Annotated in this window: 22 protein-coding genes; 16 read left to right on the forward strand and 6 right to left on the reverse strand. The window is 56.5% G+C overall.

What is annotated here, in order from left to right; translation table 11 throughout:
• Positions 1-97: 97 nt before the first annotated feature.
• The 3 genes from F6V25_RS04875 to F6V25_RS04885 all read left to right on the forward strand — a co-directional run bounded on the left by F6V25_RS04875 (position 98) and on the right by F6V25_RS04885 (position 2,624).
• Positions 98-1,537: a glyceraldehyde-3-phosphate dehydrogenase gene (locus tag F6V25_RS04875; protein WP_151127494.1), complete on the forward strand. Its 1,440-nt coding sequence runs from the start codon at positions 98-100 to the stop codon at positions 1,535-1,537.
• 109 nt (positions 1,538-1,646) lie between these two features.
• The gene (locus tag F6V25_RS04880) at positions 1,647-2,012 is read left to right on the forward strand and encodes a hypothetical protein (RefSeq protein ID WP_151127495.1); all 366 of its coding nucleotides are present in this window, start codon (positions 1,647-1,649) and stop codon (positions 2,010-2,012) included.
• 288 nt (positions 2,013-2,300) lie between these two features.
• Positions 2,301-2,624, forward strand: coding sequence for a c-type cytochrome (locus F6V25_RS04885; protein WP_151127496.1), 324 nt, complete (start codon positions 2,301-2,303; stop codon positions 2,622-2,624).
• Between the two features lie 97 nt (positions 2,625-2,721).
• On the opposite strand, the gene F6V25_RS04890 is transcribed toward F6V25_RS04885, so the two are convergent.
• Positions 2,722-3,660: a cation diffusion facilitator family transporter gene (locus F6V25_RS04890; RefSeq protein WP_151127497.1), complete on the reverse strand. Its 939-nt coding sequence runs from the start codon at positions 3,658-3,660 to the stop codon at positions 2,722-2,724.
• Between the two features lie 243 nt (positions 3,661-3,903).
• Between F6V25_RS04890 and F6V25_RS04895 the strand changes: the two genes are divergently transcribed.
• From F6V25_RS04895 to F6V25_RS04910, 4 genes are all read left to right on the forward strand, one after another.
• On the forward strand, positions 3,904-4,692 hold the full coding sequence (locus tag F6V25_RS04895) for a dienelactone hydrolase family protein (RefSeq protein WP_151127498.1): 789 nt from the start codon (positions 3,904-3,906) through the stop codon (positions 4,690-4,692).
• A 61-nt stretch (positions 4,693-4,753) separates the two neighbouring features.
• On the forward strand, positions 4,754-5,692 hold the full coding sequence (locus tag F6V25_RS04900) for an NADP-dependent oxidoreductase (protein ID WP_246166963.1): 939 nt from the start codon (positions 4,754-4,756) through the stop codon (positions 5,690-5,692).
• Between the two features lie 18 nt (positions 5,693-5,710).
• Positions 5,711-6,091 carry an HIT family protein gene (locus F6V25_RS04905; RefSeq protein ID WP_151127499.1) on the forward strand — a complete coding sequence of 127 codons (381 nt, stop codon included), beginning with the start codon at positions 5,711-5,713 and terminating at the stop codon, positions 6,089-6,091.
• Between the two features lie 177 nt (positions 6,092-6,268).
• Positions 6,269-7,447, forward strand: a complete 1,179-nt coding sequence (locus F6V25_RS04910; RefSeq protein ID WP_151127500.1) for a methyl-accepting chemotaxis protein — start codon at positions 6,269-6,271, stop codon at positions 7,445-7,447.
• A 78-nt stretch (positions 7,448-7,525) separates the two neighbouring features.
• Here the strand turns inward: F6V25_RS04910 and F6V25_RS04915 are convergent, their stop codons facing one another.
• The 3 genes from F6V25_RS04915 to F6V25_RS04925 all read right to left on the reverse strand — a co-directional run bounded on the left by F6V25_RS04915 (position 7,526) and on the right by F6V25_RS04925 (position 11,164).
• On the reverse strand, positions 7,526-8,473 hold the full coding sequence (locus tag F6V25_RS04915) for an AEC family transporter (protein ID WP_151127501.1): 948 nt from the start codon (positions 8,471-8,473) through the stop codon (positions 7,526-7,528).
• Between the two features lie 177 nt (positions 8,474-8,650).
• Positions 8,651-10,420: a M3 family oligoendopeptidase gene (locus F6V25_RS04920; RefSeq protein WP_151127502.1), complete on the reverse strand. Its 1,770-nt coding sequence runs from the start codon at positions 10,418-10,420 to the stop codon at positions 8,651-8,653.
• Positions 10,421-10,522: 102 nt separating this feature from the next.
• Complete coding sequence (locus F6V25_RS04925; RefSeq protein WP_246166964.1) at positions 10,523-11,164, reverse strand: DUF3047 domain-containing protein; 642 nt, start codon at positions 11,162-11,164, stop codon at positions 10,523-10,525.
• Positions 11,165-11,280: 116 nt separating this feature from the next.
• Between F6V25_RS04925 and F6V25_RS04930 the strand changes: the two genes are divergently transcribed.
• Positions 11,281-12,177 (forward strand): selenium metabolism-associated LysR family transcriptional regulator, encoded by an 897-nt coding sequence (locus F6V25_RS04930; protein WP_151127503.1) that lies wholly within the window; start codon positions 11,281-11,283, stop codon positions 12,175-12,177.
• A gap of 139 nt (positions 12,178-12,316) precedes the next feature.
• On the opposite strand, the gene F6V25_RS17365 is transcribed toward F6V25_RS04930, so the two are convergent.
• Positions 12,317-12,421, reverse strand: coding sequence for an RCKP-type rubredoxin-like domain-containing protein (locus F6V25_RS17365; protein WP_149305731.1), 105 nt, complete (start codon positions 12,419-12,421; stop codon positions 12,317-12,319).
• 135 nt (positions 12,422-12,556) lie between these two features.
• Between F6V25_RS17365 and F6V25_RS04940 the strand changes: the two genes are divergently transcribed.
• From F6V25_RS04940 to F6V25_RS04975, 8 genes are all read left to right on the forward strand, one after another.
• Entirely contained in the window at positions 12,557-12,736 is a 180-nt protein-coding gene (locus F6V25_RS04940; protein ID WP_151127504.1) for a YrzE family protein, read from the forward strand.
• Between the two features lie 475 nt (positions 12,737-13,211).
• Complete coding sequence (locus tag F6V25_RS04945; RefSeq protein WP_149305733.1) at positions 13,212-13,589, forward strand: hypothetical protein; 378 nt, start codon at positions 13,212-13,214, stop codon at positions 13,587-13,589.
• Positions 13,590-13,855: 266 nt separating this feature from the next.
• On the forward strand, positions 13,856-14,614 hold the full coding sequence (locus F6V25_RS04950) for a 3',5'-cyclic-nucleotide phosphodiesterase (protein ID WP_151127505.1): 759 nt from the start codon (positions 13,856-13,858) through the stop codon (positions 14,612-14,614).
• Between the two features lie 17 nt (positions 14,615-14,631).
• Complete coding sequence (locus F6V25_RS04955) at positions 14,632-15,399, forward strand: ABC transporter permease (protein WP_151127506.1); 768 nt, start codon at positions 14,632-14,634, stop codon at positions 15,397-15,399.
• An 80-nt stretch (positions 15,400-15,479) separates the two neighbouring features.
• Positions 15,480-15,986: a nitrous oxide reductase accessory protein NosL gene (locus F6V25_RS04960; protein WP_151127507.1), complete on the forward strand. Its 507-nt coding sequence runs from the start codon at positions 15,480-15,482 to the stop codon at positions 15,984-15,986.
• 102 nt (positions 15,987-16,088) lie between these two features.
• Positions 16,089-16,670 (forward strand): SCO family protein, encoded by a 582-nt coding sequence (locus tag F6V25_RS04965; protein WP_246166965.1) that lies wholly within the window; start codon positions 16,089-16,091, stop codon positions 16,668-16,670.
• Positions 16,667-18,394 carry an ABC transporter substrate-binding protein gene (locus F6V25_RS04970; RefSeq protein ID WP_191966079.1) on the forward strand — a complete coding sequence of 576 codons (1,728 nt, stop codon included), beginning with the start codon at positions 16,667-16,669 and terminating at the stop codon, positions 18,392-18,394. The genes F6V25_RS04965 and F6V25_RS04970 overlap by 4 nt, the downstream gene beginning before the upstream one ends.
• 25 nt (positions 18,395-18,419) lie before the next feature.
• Positions 18,420-18,902 carry a nitrous oxide reductase accessory protein NosL gene (locus F6V25_RS04975; RefSeq protein WP_246166966.1) on the forward strand — a complete coding sequence of 161 codons (483 nt, stop codon included), beginning with the start codon at positions 18,420-18,422 and terminating at the stop codon, positions 18,900-18,902.
• Between the two features lie 35 nt (positions 18,903-18,937).
• Here F6V25_RS04975 and F6V25_RS17470 read toward each other — a convergent pair whose 3' ends face one another.
• Positions 18,938-19,165, reverse strand: a complete 228-nt coding sequence (locus F6V25_RS17470) for a hypothetical protein (protein WP_191966080.1) — start codon at positions 19,163-19,165, stop codon at positions 18,938-18,940.
• Between the last annotated feature and the right edge of the window lie 23 nt (positions 19,166-19,188).

The raw sequence follows: 19,188 nt of genomic DNA on the forward strand, positions 1-19,188 counted from the left end.
GCTTGAGACTGCGCGCTCGATGTCGTAAAATGACCCTGCCCGGGCCTGCACGGGCGGTTTTTTGTAACCTATTTCAACCAGCAAAGGTGCATATTCCATGAATCGACAAAAACCCGAAATCCACCTCAAAGAATGGCAGAGGCAGGAAGCCGTTGCCGAGGGCATGTTACCGGTCATCGGCCGGCTGTACCGCGAACACAACATCGTGTTGACCGTCTATGGCCGCTCGCTGGTGCACGGAACGGTGATCGACCTGCTCAAGGCCCACCGCTTTGCCCGGCTCACCCTGGACGGCGAGCTGACGGTACTGGATACTCAACCGGTGCTGGAGGCCATAGCCAAACTCGATCTGGCTCCGGCCCGTATCGATCTGGGCAAACTCACCGTGCGCTTTTGCGCCTCGGGCATGCCGGTGGATGCCTTTGTGGCTCAGGAGCTCGCCTCCGTCAATACCGGCAGGACCTCGCTCCTGGCCGAACCCCAGGATATCGTGCTCTACGGCTTCGGCCGCATTGGCCGGCTCTTGGCCCGCATCCTGGTCGACAAGGCCGGCAGCGGCGAGAAACTGCGCCTGCGGGCGGCCGTGGTGCGCAAGGGGGGGGACGACGATCTGGTCAAGCGTGCCAGCTTGCTGCGCCGCGATTCGATCCACGGCCAGTTCAACGGCATCATCACCGTGGATGAGGAAGAGAACGCCATCATCGCCAACGGCAACATGATCCGCATCATCTATTCCGACGCGCCCGATTCGGTGGATTACACCCAGTACGGCATCAGCAACGCCATCCTGATCGACAACACCGGCAAGTGGCGTGACCGGGAGGGGTTGTCCCGCCATCTCAAGTCCCCCGGTATCGAGAAGGTCATCCTCACCGCACCGGGCAAGGGGGATATTCCCAACGTGGTGGCCGGGGTCAACAACGAACTGATTACCCCCCAGGAACGGGTGTTCTCCGCCGCCAGCTGTACCACCAACGCCATCGTGCCGGTCATGAAGGCGATCAACGACCGCTTCGGCATCGTGCACGGCCACATGGAGACCTGCCACTCCTACACCAACGACCAGAACCTGATCGACAACTACCACAAGGCTTCGCGCCGTGGCCGCAGCGCTCCGCTGAACATGGTCATCACCGAAACCGGGGCGGCTAAGGCGGTGGCCAAGGTCATTCCCGATCTGGCCGGCAAACTTACCGGCAACGCCATCCGGGTGCCGACCCCCAACGTTTCCCTGGCCATTCTCAACCTTGAACTGGGGCAACAGGTCACCGTTGCGGAGATCAACGACTACCTGCGCGGTATCTCGCTGGACTCACCCTTGCAGAACCAGATCGATTTCACCAATTCCCCGGAGGTGGTCTCCAGCGACTTTGTCGGCTCACGTCATGCCGGCGTAGTGGATTCCCTGGCCACCATTGCCGAGGGGAACCGTTGCGTCCTCTATGTGTGGTACGACAACGAATTCGGCTACAGCCGCCAGGTGGTCCGCATGGTGCAGAAGATGGCCGGCCTGGAACTGCCGACTATGCCGTGCTGATCCCGGTAATGGTTACCCTTCGCCATTGCTGAATGGACAGAGGGGGCAGGTCGCTTTTTTCGGGGGGCCTGCCCCCATCTGGTTACGAGCGGGAAAAACGGGTGCACACATGAAACGCCTCAGGCTGGAACAGAGAACGTCACCGTTGCTTCCCCGGAGGGATTTTCTGGTACGCCTGGGGTGGTATTGGTTGTTTGGCTGCCTGTTTTTGGCGTTTTCGTTGGGTATTGGCACCATCGGCTATCACATTACCGCTCATCTGAACTGGGTCGATGCCTTTCTGAACGCCTCGATGATCCTTACCGGCATGGGACCGGTCGATAAGCTCGAAAGTGCCGGCGCCAAACTTTTTGCATCCTTCTACGCCATCTTCAGCGGGGTTTCATTCCTGACGTTCTGCGGCGTTCTCTTTACCCCCATCTACCATCGTTTCATACACCGCTTCCATCTCGACCTTGGTGATAGGAACCTTTGACGGCGTCGGGGCCTTTTTTTCAGCAGGCCCATAATCAGTGGCAGCCCCTAAACCCTCCCCGACGTTCAAAAGCCGTCGACGACTACAGGCCGGCAGCATCCCTCCGTTTGCCACATGTCAAGTATCTCTACGACGGACCATACTTCCTACCCACCAAGACAGGCTTATACCATCGCTCTCCAGGTCAATTTTAAAAGGAGCGAGGACCTTGAGATATGAGTATATTGTGCTATCGTCAATCTATGGTTTGATGGAATATCGCTAAGTAAGCACAAGGAGATATCGCCTATGAAAAAGAGTCTCGTAACAGTGGTACTACTCTCGGCCGGAGCCTTAGCCATAAGCGCGCAGGCGGACATGGAGGGGAAGCTGGATGCCAAGACGGAGTTTGAAAAACACTGCGCCGTATGCCATCCCGGGGGCGGCAATACCATTAACCAGGCAAAGCCGTTGAAAAAGGCAGCTCTTAATAAAAATGGCATCAAGAGTTGGAAGGACATTGTGGCAAAGATACGCAACCCCGGGCCGGGCATGACCAAGTTTGGCAAAAAGGAGATGCCCGATAAGGAAGCGAAGGTAATTGCCGAGTACGTTTTAAAAACCTTCAAGTAGCGAAATTAGGGCAGAAACCGCCGGGGGAACGGCCAAAATCGGTTCGTTTCCCCGGCGATTGAGGAAGACACCATGGGTGGCGTGTAACCCGCTGGAATTATACTATTGAGGACGTGTCAATCTTCGGACACGCCACGGCGCATCGTTCACACCCGCCGGGGCAGGGTTCGATATGCACCAGGGTATGGCTGTAGGGCAGGCATCGCTCGATGTCTGCCGTGATCTGATGGGCAAGAGTATGCCCTGCTTCCACGGTCATCTGTTTCGGCACGACCAGATGCATGTCGATATGGCGAATATGACCGGCCTTGCGGGTGCGCAGCTTGTGATACTCGATAAAACGACCTTCGTAGCGATCCATAACGTCGTGAATCCTGGCCTCCTCGTCATCGGGAAGCTTGACGTCAAGGATGTGGAAGAAGGCTGTCTTGGTGAGATCCCAAGCGGCTTTGATAATCAGGAACGCCACGGCGATGGCAACGATCGGGTCAAGCATGGCGATGCCGGTGAGTTTGATGGCGGCCAGCCCCCCCAGTACGCCGACAGAGGTGTACACGTCGGTCCTCAGGTGCAAGGCATCGGCTTCAAGTGCCACTGAATCGGTCTTGGCCGCCACGCTCAGCAGATGCCGGGAGACCAGGTAGTTTGCCAGGGCAGACACAGCCATCACAGCAGCACCCATTCCCAGACTCTCGATCTCTACGGTCCCCGTTTTCAGCTTATGCACCGCCTCCAAAATGATATAGACGCCAGCGCCGAAGATCAGGACCGCTTCGATGGTTCCGGCCACGTTTTCGATCTTGCCGTGACCGAAGCGGTGATCGTCATCGGCAGGTTTGCCCGCCTCCCTGACCGAAAACCAGGCAATGATTGCGGCAATCAGGTCAATGCCGGAATGTACCGCTTCCGAGATAACGCTGACCGACTGCATCGCGATGCCGACGATCAGTTTCAACAGGATCAGTATCGTATTGGAGGCTATGGACAAGGCCGCGGCTCTGTTTTTCGCCGCCAGGACTTCGGGGGATTGAATCATTGTGGTACTCCGGCTTGCAAGTATGGATTGGTGTTTTTCAGCGGTTCCGTGGGAGGATTAATGCTTCTTGTGACTTATTAGCATAATTTCGTTGACGAGATCAATCCGTGGATAACGATTTTGATGCGGAAACGTATGGCCAGGCCGGGTGCCAAGATGGGAAAGCACCGCAATTGACCAAGCCGCCGCATGGTATATAATAAGAGCGAATGATCGATAATCAACGCAGTAAAGGAGAATACCATGTTGAAACAGATCATAGTTGCAGCGGCTCTCACCTGTTGTGCAGCCTCTGCCGAGGCTGCCGTCAAGACCAAGGTCATAGAATATAAGCAGGGAGACACCGTGTTGGAGGGATACCTGGCCTGGGACAACGCCAAGGTCGGTAAACGCCCCGGGGTGCTGGTGGTGCATGAGTGGACCGGGCTTGGCCCTTATGTGAAGAAACGGGCCGAGATGCTGGCAAAGCTGGGGTATGTGGCCTTTGCGGCCGACATCTACGGCAAGGGGGTGCGCCCCGCAACTCCCGCCGATGCCGCCAAGGTCGCTGCCATCTATAAGGATGACCGGCCTTTGATGCGTGCCCGCGCCAGGGCCGGGTTGGAGGTTTTGAAAAGCCAGAAATTGGTTGATCAGAAACGCCTTGCTGCCATCGGGTATTGCTTTGGCGGCACTACCGTGCTGGAACTGGCCCGTGATGGTGCCGACCTGAGAGGCGTTGCCAGCTTCCATGGCGGTCTGGCTACGCCCAAGCCCGAGGATGCCAGGAACATTAAGGCCAAGATCCTGGCGATGCATGGCGCCGATGATCCCTTTGTAAAGGCGGATGAGGTCGCATCCTTCCAACAGGAGTTGCGCGCCGCCAAGGTGGACTGGCAGTTCATCAGCTATGCCAATGCGGTACACAGCTTTACCAATCCCGAGGCCGGAAACGACAACAGCAAAGGTGCCGCCTACAACGAAAAGGCCGACAAACGATCATGGGAGGCGATGAAGCTGTTCTTCTCGGAGATTTTCAAAGAGGGTAGATGAACTTTCCGCCAGTCGGATGGTGACATTTTTCACGAATGGGGCGCTCAGGAGGAAAAAAGATATGGAAACCATGAAATCGGTGCGCATTCACGCATACGGCGGCCCCGAGGCACTTGTGTATGAAGATGCGCCACTGCCGCAGCTGGGAAAGGACGAGATCCTGGTTCGCGTCCATGCCGCCGCGGTCAACCCCGTGGATTGGAAAATCCGCGAGGGGCACCTCAAGGGGATGCTCGACAGCCGCCTGCCGTTGATCCTGGGCTGGGATGTGTCCGGGACGGTGGAGGCGGTGGGCCCGGAGGTGGTCCGCTTCAAGGCGGGGGATGAGGTATTCAGCCGCCCGGATATCGCGCGGGACGGGGCGTATGCCGAGTTCATCGTCATCAGGGAGAATGAGGCGGCGTTCAAGCCGCAATCCATCGACCACCTGCACGCTGCCGCCATCCCCCTTGCCGGTCTGACGGCGTGCAAGTCGCTCTTTGCCGCCGCCAAACTCTCAGCCGGGCAGACCATACTCATCCATGGCGCGGCAGGAGGGGTGGGAACCTATGCCGTGCAGTTGGCGAAATGGAAGGGCGCCCATGTCATAGCCACCGCTTCCGAACGCAATCACGACTACCTGCGCGAACTGGGCGCCGACGAGGTTATTGCCTATCAGAACGTGCGCTTTGAGGACAAGGTCCGGGATGTTGACGTGGTCTTTGACACCATTGGCGGAGAGACCCAGACCCGCTCCTGGAACGTGGTGAAGCAAGGGGGCGTCCTGGTCTCCATCGTCAGTCCCCCGTCGCAGGAAGAGGCAGTGGCCCGCGGCGTGCGACCGGAGTTTGTCTTTATCCAGCCCGATGCGGCGGAGTTGTCGGCGCTTGCCAAGCTGGTGGATTCGGGAAAGCTCAGGGTCATGGTGGAGGCGGTACTGCCCCTCGCCGAAGCGCGACGCGCCCAGGAGCTGAGCCAGAACGGCCATACGCGGGGCAAGATTGTCCTGAAGGTGCGATAATCTCGAAACGGATCGAATATGCTGGGATTTGAGAAGAAATGCCCATTCTGTTCCGATGAAATACAACACCGCATCCTGATGGAGCAGGGGACGGTGTTTGCCATTGAAGACCTCTACCCGGTCACCCAGGGGCACCTGCTCGTCGTTCCCCGCCGCCACACCCTTGATTACTTCACCATGACCGACGAGGAACGTTTCGACGCGCAACAGATGTTGCTTGCACTCAGGGAGCAGATCATGCGGTATGACTCCACCGTCCAGGGGTTCAACATCGGCGTAAACTGCGGCCCGGTCGCCGGCCAATCCATTCTGCACGCCCATATTCACCTGATCCCGCGTCGTGAAGGAATCGAATTGTTCAACAAACATTTCGATTATCTCAGAACAAGTCATTCATAACTCCTCCCACGGCCATGTCGGCCATCAAATTTCCTTCAGATTGCGGTGTAAGTCCAGGAGGCATACTCTCGTCATATAATTGTATGAATTTTTTTTAACATATTGAAATTGCTGTTGAATATCAAACGGTTTTGATGTAAACATGATAAAAAATAAAAATTGCGAGAGAAGACGTTTATGAATGCTCTTCAGGATTATTATTTTCGCCTCTCCATCAAGATGCGAATTGCCCTGCTCTGCTCGTGTTACAGCATCTGTATGATCGCCTTGACCGTTCTGGCCCGTTCCGACTCCTGGATGGTGCGCTGGGGGGCGCTGGGGCTCTTTATCGTTCTGGGTGCTTTCTTCGGCTTACTGAATATCCTGGGCATCGGAAGCTCCATTGACCGGGTTATTGCCTACCTTCAAACCATGGCCAACGGCGATCTGTCCCAGAATATCGCCGCCAAGCGCAATAATGAGATCAGCCTGATCATCAAGACCATAGGCGAGTTGCAGCGGAATATGCGCTCGATGATTTCCGCGATTCAATCCACTTCGGAAGGGTTAAACAAGGCGGCCGGCGATCTGCGCCGGACCTCCGAGGGGATGGCGGTCGGCGCTGAACAGGCGGTGGGGCAGTCGGCTTCGGTGGTGAATGCGGTTGAAGACCTGACATCGGTCAGCTCGGATATTGCCCGGAATTGTCAATTGATGTCCAGTAAAGCGACGGAGACAAAGGAATCCACCCGGGATGGCGAGCGGACCATCGACGCCATGTCCCGGATGATGACGGAGATCGGCTCGCTGGTGAGCGACACGACCCGTGCAGTGGAGTCGTTGGGTAACAATTCCCATCAGATCGGTGAGATCGTGGGTACGATCGAGGATATTGCGGACCAGACCAACCTGCTGGCCCTGAACGCGGCCATCGAGGCGGCCCGCGCCGGCGAACAGGGGCGCGGGTTCGCCGTGGTGGCGGACGAAGTAAGAAGCCTGGCGGTGCGCACGACAACGGCAACGCAAGAAATTCAGAAGATCATCGCCGTGCTGCAGAATGACGTTAAGAACGTCGTCGATTCCATGGGACAGAGTTCACGGAGTGTCAAAAACGGTGAACAGGGGGTCCAGCTTTCCAGCCAAGCCATATCCGATATCAAGTCCCACATCGAGGTCCTGACCGACAGTGTTGCCCAGATTGCAACCGCAATCGAGGAACAATCAGCCACCACCGCCGGTGTCAGAAACAACATCCGGGCGATCAGCGACGTCATCGACACGGTTTCCCAAGGTACCAGGGAAACCGACCTATCGGCATCAGGGCTGACGAGTTCGGCGATCGAACTGAAAACCCTGGCGAGCAGGTTCCAGGTGTAAAGAGTCCCGCCTGCCGGGACGGTACGATGTCTCCCGTTTTCACTTCCGACGAAGGCGTTGCCATCTGGCACGCCCACATCACCACAAATGCAGATTAATGGTCTTTTCTCCAAGCGCAACTTGGAGCATGGCGATTACCAACGGGATAGTAAGCAGCGAAAGCGCCGTGGACAGGAATATGCATCGTGATGCGAGTTGGGTGTCGCCATCGAATTTTTCGGCGAACATGGCGGTGTTGGCCGCCGCAGGCATTGCCATGCTCACGACGCAAATCCCCAGGACCATCCCCTTGATTCCCAAAAGCGACAGGACCGCCAGGACCAGAAGCGGTACGATCAAAAGGCGTACCGCACTGCCGTAGTAGATTGCCAGGCCGGAGAAGAGATCGCGCAGCCGCGTATCGGCCAGGGATGCGCCGACGACGATCATGGACAGGGGAGTCGTGGTCGCCCCGACCAGTTCGCAGGCCTTGAGCAGGGGCGTGGGGAGCTTGATGGAGCCGATGAAGATGACCAGTCCGGCGGCAACCGCCAGAACCCCCGGATTGATGAGTGCCTTTTTGAGCGCCTGCGGCCCCTTTTCCCCGGTAAACAGCATTACACCCAGACTCCAGAGGGCAATGGTGAAGGGTACGCCAAAGATTGAGGCGTAGAAGATGCCGATTTTTCCGTACAGGCTTTGCAGCACCGGATACCCCATGAAGGCGCTGTTGGAGAATATGGTCATAAAACGCAGCACGCTGCGCGTTTCCTGGGGATGGCGCCGAAAAAACAGGCCGCTGATGAGATAAAGAGCCACATGCAGGGCGAAGGAGACCATGAGGAGTTTCATGGCGGTGGCAAGCATCTCCCGGTTGAAGTCAAAGGTAAAGGAAACCAGGATCATCAGTGGGAGGGTCACATTGAGAATCAGTTCGGTGATGGCCCGGTTGGCGGCCGCGTCCATGAATTTTCTGCGGCGGGCGTAGTAGCCTGCTGCCATGATCAGAAAAAGGACCAGCACTTCCGTGACGATGTCGGTCTGCATACGGTAAATCTCCTATTGAACGCCACTCCAGGGGGAGTCTGCGGCGGGTGCTGCCCGTTGTTTAAAAACAGAGGCGTACCTCTTGGTACGCCTCTGTTTTTTCCTCCGCGTGCGCCTCGTATGGCAACCGACTCAGAGCGATTTTCAACAACCTGCTCATGCAACACGGTCCATGAATCAGACGATCTCCCGCAACTCTTCAATCAAGTCCTTCAGGACGTCATACCCCTTCTGCCAGAAATCTCCCGCGGTAATGTCGATCCCCGCCAGACGGGCCGTGTCGGCCGGCGGCAGTGCCCCTCCCGACTCCAGCAGGCGGCGGTAGCCCGGCTTGAAACCGTCGCCCTCTTCGCGGTATTTCTGGAACAGCGCCAAAACCAACAACTCGGCAAAGGTGTAGGAATAACAGTAAAAACGGCTGTGAATAAAGTGGCTGATATAGCTCCACCCCCAGCGGTAGGCGGGGATGGACTCCACGGAATCACCGAACAGCCGGTTATTCTCCTCCAGCCAGATTTCCGCGATGCGGTCGTTGGAGAGCAGGCCGGCCTGCCGCTCGTTATGCAGGCGCAGTTCGAAGCGAGTCAGCACGGTCTGGCGGAAGGTGGTGGCGATGATGTCCTCGATCTTGGCGCACAATAAGGATTTGCGCACCGCCGGATCGGTTTCTTTTTCAAGCAGCATGCGGGTCAACAGCATTTCGCCGAATACCGACGCGGTTTCGGCCAGGGGCAGCGGGGCGTGGTAGTTGAGCATGTTCTGCTTCTGGGACAGGACGAAATGCAGCCCGTGGCCAGCCTCGTGGGCAATGGTGGCCAGATCGCGCAGGGTGCCGGTATAGTTGAGCAGCAGAAACGGCGGGGATTGGGGCGAAATGCCCATGGCAAAGGCCCCGCCCGATTTCCCGGTACGCGGCAGCACGTCCACGCGTCGTTCGTCGAAAAATGCCCCGACAATACGGCCAAAGTCCGGGTCGTACTGGGCGTAGGACGAAACCACCATGGCACGGGCTTCGTCAAAACCATACTGTTTCTCCGCTTCAGCCACCGGGGCGTACATATCGCAGTTGCGGATCTTGTCCATGCCGAGCATCTTGGCCTTGAGACGGAAATAGTCCTGGGCGAGACCGTAGTTGGCCTCGGTCACGCTCATCAGGTGCTCCACCGCCTCATCCGGGATTTCGTTGCCGATGTTGGTGGGCTGGATCGGCGTGGCATAGCCGCGCAACTCCATCTCCTGGCCGTGGTCCAGTGCCATGTTGTTGAACACCGCGTTGAACACGATGCCGTGCTCGGCGTGACGTTCCAGAAAGGTGGTCTGGGCCCGGAAGCGCACATCCGCAGACGGGTGGTGCAGCAGCGAGAGCAGCTCCTCGCCGGTGAAATCCCGCTCCTCGCCGTCCAACTCCATCCGGTAGCTGAAGGATGCTGACAACTCGTCGAACAGTTTGGTGAAGGCGTTCACGCCAGTCAGGTCCTTGCGGGTCAGGAGCCGCTCCTCGTTTTCCTTGAGACTGTAGGGGCGGAATTTACGGATGCCGGCCAGGAAGTGAACATAGGGGGCCGCCTCCGGCAGGTTGCAAAGTGATTCGAAACTCCGGTCGTCCAGGTGCATCAATTCCAGGTCAAAGAACAACAGTTGCTGCGACAGGCTGCTGCCTAGTTCGGAACAACGCTGCGCCAGGGCGCGGTTGGTTTCGTCGGCCGAATCCGCGGCAAACAGCAGGTGGGCGTAACAAAACGGTTTGGCCATGCGTACCTGCAAGGCTTCATACTCCTGGACGGCCGTCAGGATGGCTGCGCTGTCCAAATCTGCTATCTTTTCGAAATAGCGCTCGCGGAAGGCTGCGGCCAAGGTGCCGAATGAGGCGAGGTCGTTTTCCAGTTCGGGCGAATCCGGTGCGGGGTAGAGCAGGGCGGTGTTCCAAGTCAGATCGGTTTGAGACATGTGGGGCTCCATTGGTTGTTTTTACCTACGCCAAATGATTTACTAATGAAGAAGATACCCTGTTGGACTGGCGGCGTCAAGGCGAGGCGCTCCTTCGAGGCCCTACTTGTTCGTGGAAAGGGTGATATCGCCATACCAGGCCGTTGCCTCACCTCCGGTATTGTCGGTATCGGTCATGATGGCGATGGCGTCTATCTCGTGGGGCTCGCCCCCGAACAGGCGACGGTAGTCGGCCAGGATGTCCCGTTCCTCGTTAATCCAATGTCCGACCCGTTCAGGGCCTGATTCCACGGCCAGCATCATGGCGTGGGAGGTAAAGGCGTTGGGTCTGGAGTCCCCCTTGGCCAGGCGGTTGGCCCATATGTAATTTAGAGCCTTGGTCCGCCAGAGGAGGCGACTCGAAAAGACCACATAAATCCGTGCCGCGTAATCGTCCCCGTTTTTGGTGGTTTCATCGCCGTTTTTCACGATGCCGCCCACCTTCCACGACCAGCGCAGATAGCGGAACTGTTCCGGATCAAGTTTCACCTTTCTGAACAGCCCCGACGCCGTTCCCCTGCTGGCGGCCTTGACGACGGTCCGCCCGGCATCCTGCACCAGCGAATAATCGGTGGTGCCTTTGAAGATCTTGCTCTCCCAGCCGTGCAACCCCTCGGAGGAAAATGCGCCGACATGATACTCGGTTGCCTGGGCGGCGGTACAGAAAGCGGTCAGTGCCATTGCCAGCAGAATATGTCCGGTCACGGGGTGTTCCCTCCCTGAATAGATACTGGATACCAGTAATTTATCTTGAAACGTACACCGGTATTTTGTAAATTACCGATTATGGTTATCGTAATTATAAATAGAGGTGATCTTCCATGACCTTAAAACAGCTCGAGGTATTCGTTGCCGTCGCCGAAACCCGCAGCTTTTCCCGGGGTGCCGACAAGACCTGCATCACCCAATCAACCGCCAGCCAGCATATCCAGGGCTTGGAGGAAGAATTGGGCATCAGGCTCTTCGACCGGGGCAGGGGAGGGGCCCTTCTGACCGAGGCGGGCAAGCTGCTCGTGGGGCGCGCCCGGAAAATCCTGGCCGAATGCGACGAGTCCCGCTCGGCGGTGCGCCGTTTCGTCGGCATGGAGGATGTGGTGCTGCGCGTCGGTGCGAGCAATACCCCCGGGACCTGTCTGATCCCAGCGCTCCTTGACCAATTCCACAAACGATACCCCCGCGTCCGGTTGGAGGTGTTGCAAGGTGACAGTACGTCGGTCATTGAGCAACTGGTCAACGAGGAGGTCGAACTGGGGTTTATCGGCGGGCGCTTCAATGACGAACGGATTCATTTCGAAGCCTTGGGCGAAGACACCATTGTGTGCGCCGTTTCTTCCGATATCGCTGCAAAGAGCAAGCACAGCCTCAGCCAGGCTGAATTGTGCAAGGTGCCGCTGATCGTCCGCGAACAGGGATCGGGAACGCAAAAAGCGGTCTATGACGCCTTTGCCGGAACTTGGATCAACAAAGAGTCGTTGCGTATCGTCGCGGTGCTCGGCAGTAGTGAAGCGATCAAGCGTGCTATCCTAAACGGCACCGGTTATGCCTTTATTTCCAGCATGGTCATTGCGGAAGAGCTTAATCATGGACAACTGACAACGGTCAGAATCCCCGGGCTGAATATTTCCAGGACATTCTATGCCGCCCGGCGGGACGGCAGAGAACTCTCGCCGGCCGCTGCCGCCTTCTGGGATCTTATGCTCTCCCGTTGGAAAAGATGATCGTGAAATAAAATATCTGATTTTATCGAAAAACAGGCCGTCGACAGGTTGATGAAGAATATCGCCGATGTGGATGTAACGCAAGAGCAGGTAGGAGCCCGGGGCGGCTCACTCGTTTGGAGCCCCCCGGGGATGCCGGCTACTCAGCCTTGACGAACTTTCCCTTTTCTCCGCATTTTTCGCACTTTTGGGGTTTGCAACGCCCCTCCTTGGTAAATCCGCAGACACATTTCCAGGTTGCCATCGTGTATCACCTCCCGGTTTTGTTGTGGTCCCGCCCGACCAGGTTTCATCTGAAAACACCCGTTGTGCCCGGATTGAAAAACGGTTGGCGAGTGCTATAGTTGTAAAATAATAGCCCGTTATTTGCGAGGAAAAAATGAGCGAACTGGCCTTCCTGTTGTTACTATTCGGCTTGCCTGCCGCCGTCGGATTTTATATGGCTCGAAGGCGCGGTAAAAACCCGTTTCTCTGGGGGGTATTATCGGGAATATTCCCCTTTTTCCTAGTGGTTCTCCATATGCAGCACAAACCGCTGGACAAAAAGAATACCCCCTAGCATTCGATCTAATCCTGCTTTCTTCTGCTGGGAACAGGGCCGGGCACCTCTGCCCCAGTCTCTCCAGCCCCATCAAGATGCCCTTGAATCATGTCCGTTTATTCCATCTCGCATGCGCACTTGGCCGGTATGTTGCCGGTCTATAAGTCGGTTAAATGACGTTATTGTTTTTGCATGTTATCTGGAACAATTTTGTTCTGTCGCCAATATAGAGGCATAAGCTGAGTATGCTTTTTAATAATATGCGCTATATGACCATATCTACGCACATTTGCCGTCCATTTCGCGCAATAAGGTCCCACACGTGGAGATATATTTATGAGATGAACTGGCCGGTCATATGTAACAAGCCGTAATAGCGAGGTTTTGAGCATTGTTTAAAAAAGTTGTACACCTGAAGCGGTTTGGGCGGAATTTTGCAATATAAACAAAGCAAGGTTTCAGCAGCACCAAGACCATACGATGGAGATTTACCATGATGTCGACGTTAACGGCCCTTATGATGACATTGCTTACCATGGTCACATTCTGCATGATCCCCCGCATCGGCTTCGACTGGTTGCGGTTCAGGGAATACGCGAAAGAGGATGATCGGGAAAAGCTCCTCATGCTTCAAAGGCAGGAGAATGGATGGGTTATCCGCCACTTGGCCTGCGCGCTTTGTGCCGTTGCGCTGGTCGTTGCCATGAAAACCTGCCCAAATCTTGGACAGCCCGAGCGATTGGCTGCCGTCACGGCAGTCTATGCGGTGATTTCATTTTGCTTTGCCCTGGTTGAATCGATCCTGTCCCAGAGGATTTATCAGTTTACCGTGAGCCGCATGGAAGCGGTCAAGCAGCGGAGCGATGATTAGGCCGCCACCCAGCCTGACAAACAAGCCATCGCAAGCCCCCCCGAAAAATTGATTCCGGGGGGGCTTGCCTTTTCAGAAAGCTGCGACATCCCTTTCACTGGCGAATCTAATGAACTCTTCCAATTTACTCTCGCAGATTTGTTGTTACAATATGCGGTGGGTGGGAAGAAACTATCGCCCGGGCTTGACGCGGAGGGCGACAATGATACAGAATGCGGTCCAACGGTTTTCTTGCGCAGGAACAGGGCCACACGGAGAGGGGATACATGAAATTACGGGTATTGGGGAGTGCTGGGGCGGAATTTCCCGGCTTCAGACCACCGGCCTTTCTGGTCGATGACCATCTGCTGCTGGATGCCGGCACCATCGGGGCGGTGCTGACCGCAGAGGAGCAGTGGGGCATCCGGCACATCTTCATCACCCACGCCCATCTCGATCATATCCGCGCCATTCCAGCCTTGGCCGACAATATCATCGTACAAAACCTGCGCCAGACCGTCTTTGTCCACGCTATCCCCGATGTCATCGCCGCCATGCGGGAGCATCTTTTCAACGGCGTGATCTGGCCCGACTTCACCAGCTTGCCGGACCGGGACGCCCCGGTCATCTCCTTTCAGCCCCTTGAGGCCGGAGCGGTTTCCGTTGTCTCAAATTACGAGATACGAGCCGTTGCCGTTGATCACACGGTCCCTGCGGTCGGCTATCGTGTCAGCCACGGGGGAAAAACGCTGGCATATACCGGCGATACCGGCCCGACCGAGGAGTTCTGGCGTTGCGTGGACGGCATCGATGCCCTGATCGTCGAGGTGTCCTTCCCTGACAGCATGGAGGCTTTGGCGTTGACGACCAAACATCTGACCTCGTCTCTGCTGCGCATCGAACTGAAGAAGATCGGGAATCTGCCCCGCCGTATCCTGATCACCCATCCCAAACCCCAATACTACGATACCATCCGCAGGGAGCTCGAAAACCTTGCCATGGAGGAGATTGAACTCCTCCATGATGGCGCCGTTTTCGAGCTTTGACTTCGGAGCCGCCGTCCATGTTCACCGCACTGGGCCGCTGGGCCATCATACGTTTTTCCATCGTTGTGGATATTCTTTTCACCATTGGGCGGGCGGGCAAGAGTATTCTGGTCTTCGAGGGACGAGCCGCAGTCCGTTCGGTCTTCCTGAAACAGATTTATTTCACCGGCCTGGAGGCATCGGGCATCATCATGACCATCGCTCTGATCCTGGGCACCGTCATCATTACTCAGGTGGTCAGTCTGGTGGGGGATAACGGTTTTCTGACCGGAAAGATTTTGGTGTGGGTCGTGCTGCGGGAACTGGCGCCGCTCTTGACCGCCATCGTCGTCATTGCCCGAAGTGGAACGGCAATCGCCGCCGAACTCGGCGCCATGAAGATCAACGGCGAAATCGAGTCTCTGGAGATGATGGGAATTCCCGGCGAACACTACCTGATTTTTCCTCGCATCGCAGGAGTTACCATTTCTATGGTCATCCTGACCGTCTATTTTGTCCTGACGGCGTTTATCGGAAGTTTTCTGATCGCCTCAGTGGGCTGGCACATCCCGTATGAACAGTTCATTCAGGGGATTCTGACAGCACTCGGGGTTAAAGAGGTTGTGGTCCCTCTTCTCAAATGCGTGCTCTTCGGTCTCTGCACCTCGGCCACCTGCTGTTGCTTTGGCCTCAGCGTTGACCGGAGCGTTACTGAGATTCCCCAGGTCGCCACCAAGGGGGTCATGTTCAGCCTGTTCGTCGTTTTTTTCATGGATGCGCTGGTTACCTATATTTCGTCGCTGTAGCCATCCACCGATTATTACCGTGAATGGATCGTTTTAAGGCTGCAACGCCATCAATCCATATTTCGGAAAGGAAAGACCGTATGAAGACACGCCTCGTTTTAGCCGGTATCATTGCGGGCATCACTCTGGCTGCAGGCCTTGCCCTGGGCGCGGAACAGCAACACGGCGGACACCAACACGCGGTTGCAGCGGATGCCAACGTCCCGGCCGATGTGAAGCTGCACAACGATTGCGCCCATTGCGGGATGAACAGGGGAAAGTTCGCCTACTCCCGGATGCTGGTGACCTATGCCGATGGGAAAACTGCCGGCATCTGCAGTTTTTATTGCGCCGCCATCGAGCTCAAGAACAATAGGGGCAATGCAGTCAAATCCGTTCAGGTCGGCGATTACAACTCAAAGGTACTGATCGACGCCGAGAAGGCCTTCTGGGTGGTCGGGGGCGATCAGCGAGGCGTGATGACCAAAACACCCAAATGGGCCTTTGCCGGAAAACAGGCTGCCGAGGCATTCATCGGGAAACATGGCGGTAAACTGGCGACCTATCGGGAGGCGTTGATTCTTGCTGAAAAAGATGGAGCGAAATGACCGGTGCCGTGCTCTGAGCCCAGTGTATTCATTTAGCTATTGTTTTATTCCGTTTTTTGAATACTATGCTTCCATCATAGCCTGTACCCGGAGGTGTGCTACGTGCCCAAGAATACCCTGATCTCCCTGTTCGCGTTCTTCCTGTTGGGGCTCATGCCGGCCCTTGAACCTGCCGGCGCCGCCGATGCAAAAAAATATCAACGCACCATCGAGGCCTATGCCATCCCGGATGTGGTTCTGGTAAACCAAAACGGCACGAAGGTCCGGCTCAGGGAGGTGCTGAAGTCCGACAAGCCGATCATTGTGGATTTCATCTTCGGCACCTGTACAACCATCTGCCCCATACTCTCGGTTGGTTATGCCAATCTTCAACAAAAACTCGGCGCCAACTCCCGGAGCGTCCACCTGGTTTCCATCTCCATCGATCCCGAAAACGATACCCCGAAGGTCATGAGGGACTACCTGAAACGATACCGGGCAAAGCCGGGGTGGGATTTTCTGACCGGGTCACGGTCGGACATCGACAAGGTCATGTATGCCTTCAACGCCTATATCCCAAACAAAATGTCCCATTACCCCCTGACCCTGATCCGTTCGCCGCGGGACGGCAAATGGATCAGGATTTTCGGGCTTCTCAGCAGTTCGGAATTTATGAATGAATGCCAAAAGGTAGGGATACGATGACCTCGAGAGGGATGTGGCGACATGGTCGCAGCTTTGTCATCAGCCTCCTGGTCCTCATAGCGGCCGTTGGTCCCCAGGTATGTCCGGCCCAAAATTCAGCGGGCTCTCCAGCCGCGGAGAAAATTCGTCTTGGGGAGCAGATGTATCGCGAGGGAATTCTGCCATCGGGTGAACCGCTACGGGCCTATGTCAAAGGCGATATTCCGGTTCCTGGGACCGCCTTTTCGTGCGTCAGTTGTCATCTGCGCAGCGGGCTCGGTTCGGTGGAAGGGGGCGTTTTCACGCCGCCCACAAACGGCGACAAACTCTTTCAGCCGTTCCAGCTTCTCTTCAAGGGGCTTGAGCAGAAGTATTTCCCCTTGCCCCCCCGCCGGCCGGCCTATACCGACGCAACCCTGGCCGAGGTCATTCGGAGCGGAGCAACCCCCACGGGAGGGACGCTGAACGATGTCATGCCCCGGTACCTGCTTGAAGATGAAGACATGGCGCTCCTCCTGTCGTACCTGAAAGGGTTGTCATCCCACTACTCCCCCGGTGTTTCGGCTACGACGCTTCACTTTGCCACGGTTATTACGGACGAGGTCAGCCCTGAAGAGCGCACCGCCATGCTTGCCCCCCTGGAACAATACATCGCCATCAAGAACAACCAGGCCAGGGCTTACCGGGCTCCGGGAAACAAGTCCCGGCAGATGGCGGAAAACATGCTCGTTTCCAAGGAATTGGCGACCCGGACCCTCACCCTGTCCCGTTGGATACTGAAAGGCTCTCCCGAGACGTGGCGAAAACAGCTGGAAGAGTATAACCGCAAGGATCCGGTGTTTGCCCTATTGGGAGGGGTTTCTTCTGGCGAGTGGAAGCCGATTCACGATTTCAGCGAGGCGAACCGGATTCCCTGCCTTTTTCCCATAACCAACCTCCCGGTGATCTCCGAAACCGACTGGTATACCCTGTATCCTTCAAAAGGGTATTATCAGGAGGGCGAGGCAGCAGCACGGTACCTCCATACCGATGGAGTCTTACCCCAAGGCGCAGCGGTGGTGCAGATCGTGCGGGATTCTCCTGAAGGCCGGGCCCTAGCGGCGGGGTTCAGACAGACGTGGCTCGATTCGGGCAATGGGGCGCCGCTGACAGTCCTGCTGAAGGCGGGACAAACGGTAACCAAGGAGATCCTGCGCAAGGCAACGGGGAAGAAAAACGTGGCGGTTGTTATGGTGTGGGATGGGCCTGAGTGCGTACCGGCATTGCAATCATTGGTGACCGCAGGTAAAAGGCCGTTATCGCTGTTTGTCTCGGCGCGCTACCTGGGGGAAAAGCTCTGGACGCTCCCGGAGCAGATTCGCCCGTTCACCTATATCTCCTATCCGTACACGTTTGCCTTGAGTGTGACCTACTCGGCCATGGGGAACGCCAAACTTCAGGAGGATCAGCGTCAAGCCTTGGGCCAGGCGGATGTTACAATAAAAAATCATGCCCAGGAGATTGCAAGTCTGGACACGACCCTCACCCAGATCGTGACCATGGCGCTGATGGACCTGAGGGGCAATTATTATCGGGACAACTTCTTCGATGTCATCGGCATGATCGCGGATCAGCCATCCTCGGTGTTTGGACGTTTGAGCTTCGGGCCGGGGCAGCGCTATGCGTCGAAGGGGTGCTACATCGTGCAACTCACCAAAGGCCCCCGGCCGGAGCTTGTCAAGAAGAGCGGGTGGGTGATCCATTAACCCTTGGCCCCCAAAGGATGGTTCCATGTTGAAACTGCTCCGCCCCATGATGCCGGTTCTGTTCTTATGCTTGTTTACCGCTCCCCCCACCTTCTCCGCCGGCCAGGCACCGGCATTGTCCGTGAAAGACAAATGCCCGGTGTGCGGGATGTTCGTCTCCAATTATCCCGACTGGGTCGCGACAATACAGTTCAATGATGGAACCCATGTGGCCTTCGACGGTCCCAAAGATTTGTTCACCTATTACCTGAACCTCAAAAAATACAACCCGGGCAAACCCCAGAGCGCCATCGCGGCGATTCGGGTAAAGGACTATTACTCACTCGCAACGATCGACGGACGCACGGCGTATTACGTGATCGGAAGCGATGTCTATGGTCCCATGGGCAAGGAACTCGTGCCGTTCGCCAAGCTCACGGATGCCCGCGGCTTTATGGTCGATCATCGGGGCACAAAGGTCGTGCGCCTGAACGAGATCACCCCGGCCATCCTGAAATTACTGGAATAGCCGGTCCAAGGGCAACTACCATGCGCAAATCCGACCTATTCCTTATCTTTACGGCATGTTGCGGCATCATATTCATCTTGATGCTGCTGTATAGCCACCATGATCAGGCAACGGCACACGCCGAACTCTGCGACCGTGCCAGGCTGGCCCGTGAGTTGATGCTCACGGACCTGTGCCTGTTCACGGAAGCGCGCTATACGCGCCACCCGTCCATGGCCGACCTTCACAGCCCATTTCAGGATCACCCCTTCAGCCTGGAACATTTTCCCTCCGGGTCGTTTATCTC

Source organism: Oryzomonas japonica (assembly GCF_008802365.1).
Taxonomy (GTDB): Bacteria; Desulfobacterota; Desulfuromonadia; order Geobacterales; family Pseudopelobacteraceae; genus Oryzomonas; species Oryzomonas japonica.

Excerpts from the sequence above, each read along its gene's own strand:
- F6V25_RS04875 (WP_151127494.1), top strand. The coding sequence starts at position 98 with ATGAATCGACAAAAACCCGAAATCCACCTCAAAGAATGGCAGAGGCAG.
- F6V25_RS04880 (WP_151127495.1), top strand. The coding sequence starts at position 1,647 with ATGAAACGCCTCAGGCTGGAACAGAGAACGTCACCGTTGCTTCCCCGG.
- F6V25_RS04885 (WP_151127496.1), top strand. The coding sequence starts at position 2,301 with ATGAAAAAGAGTCTCGTAACAGTGGTACTACTCTCGGCCGGAGCCTTA.
- F6V25_RS04890 (WP_151127497.1), bottom strand. The coding sequence starts at position 3,660 with ATGATTCAATCCCCCGAAGTCCTGGCGGCGAAAAACAGAGCCGCGGCC.
- F6V25_RS04895 (WP_151127498.1), top strand. The coding sequence starts at position 3,904 with ATGTTGAAACAGATCATAGTTGCAGCGGCTCTCACCTGTTGTGCAGCC.
- F6V25_RS04900 (WP_246166963.1), top strand. The coding sequence starts at position 4,754 with ATGGAAACCATGAAATCGGTGCGCATTCACGCATACGGCGGCCCCGAG.
- F6V25_RS04905 (WP_151127499.1), top strand. The coding sequence starts at position 5,711 with ATGCTGGGATTTGAGAAGAAATGCCCATTCTGTTCCGATGAAATACAA.
- F6V25_RS04910 (WP_151127500.1), top strand. The coding sequence starts at position 6,269 with ATGAATGCTCTTCAGGATTATTATTTTCGCCTCTCCATCAAGATGCGA.
- F6V25_RS04915 (WP_151127501.1), bottom strand. The coding sequence starts at position 8,473 with ATGCAGACCGACATCGTCACGGAAGTGCTGGTCCTTTTTCTGATCATG.
- F6V25_RS04920 (WP_151127502.1), bottom strand. The coding sequence starts at position 10,420 with ATGTCTCAAACCGATCTGACTTGGAACACCGCCCTGCTCTACCCCGCA.
- F6V25_RS04930 (WP_151127503.1), top strand. The coding sequence starts at position 11,281 with ATGACCTTAAAACAGCTCGAGGTATTCGTTGCCGTCGCCGAAACCCGC.
- F6V25_RS17365 (WP_149305731.1), bottom strand. The coding sequence starts at position 12,421 with ATGGCAACCTGGAAATGTGTCTGCGGATTTACCAAGGAGGGGCGTTGC.
- F6V25_RS04940 (WP_151127504.1), top strand. The coding sequence starts at position 12,557 with ATGAGCGAACTGGCCTTCCTGTTGTTACTATTCGGCTTGCCTGCCGCC.
- F6V25_RS04945 (WP_149305733.1), top strand. The coding sequence starts at position 13,212 with ATGATGTCGACGTTAACGGCCCTTATGATGACATTGCTTACCATGGTC.
- F6V25_RS04950 (WP_151127505.1), top strand. The coding sequence starts at position 13,856 with ATGAAATTACGGGTATTGGGGAGTGCTGGGGCGGAATTTCCCGGCTTC.
- F6V25_RS04955 (WP_151127506.1), top strand. The coding sequence starts at position 14,632 with ATGTTCACCGCACTGGGCCGCTGGGCCATCATACGTTTTTCCATCGTT.
- F6V25_RS04960 (WP_151127507.1), top strand. The coding sequence starts at position 15,480 with ATGAAGACACGCCTCGTTTTAGCCGGTATCATTGCGGGCATCACTCTG.
- F6V25_RS04970 (WP_191966079.1), top strand. The coding sequence starts at position 16,667 with ATGACCTCGAGAGGGATGTGGCGACATGGTCGCAGCTTTGTCATCAGC.
- F6V25_RS04975 (WP_246166966.1), top strand. The coding sequence starts at position 18,420 with ATGTTGAAACTGCTCCGCCCCATGATGCCGGTTCTGTTCTTATGCTTG.
- F6V25_RS17470 (WP_191966080.1), bottom strand. The coding sequence starts at position 19,165 with ATGTTCCAGGCTGAAGGGGTGATCCTGAAATGGGCTGTGAAGGTCGGC.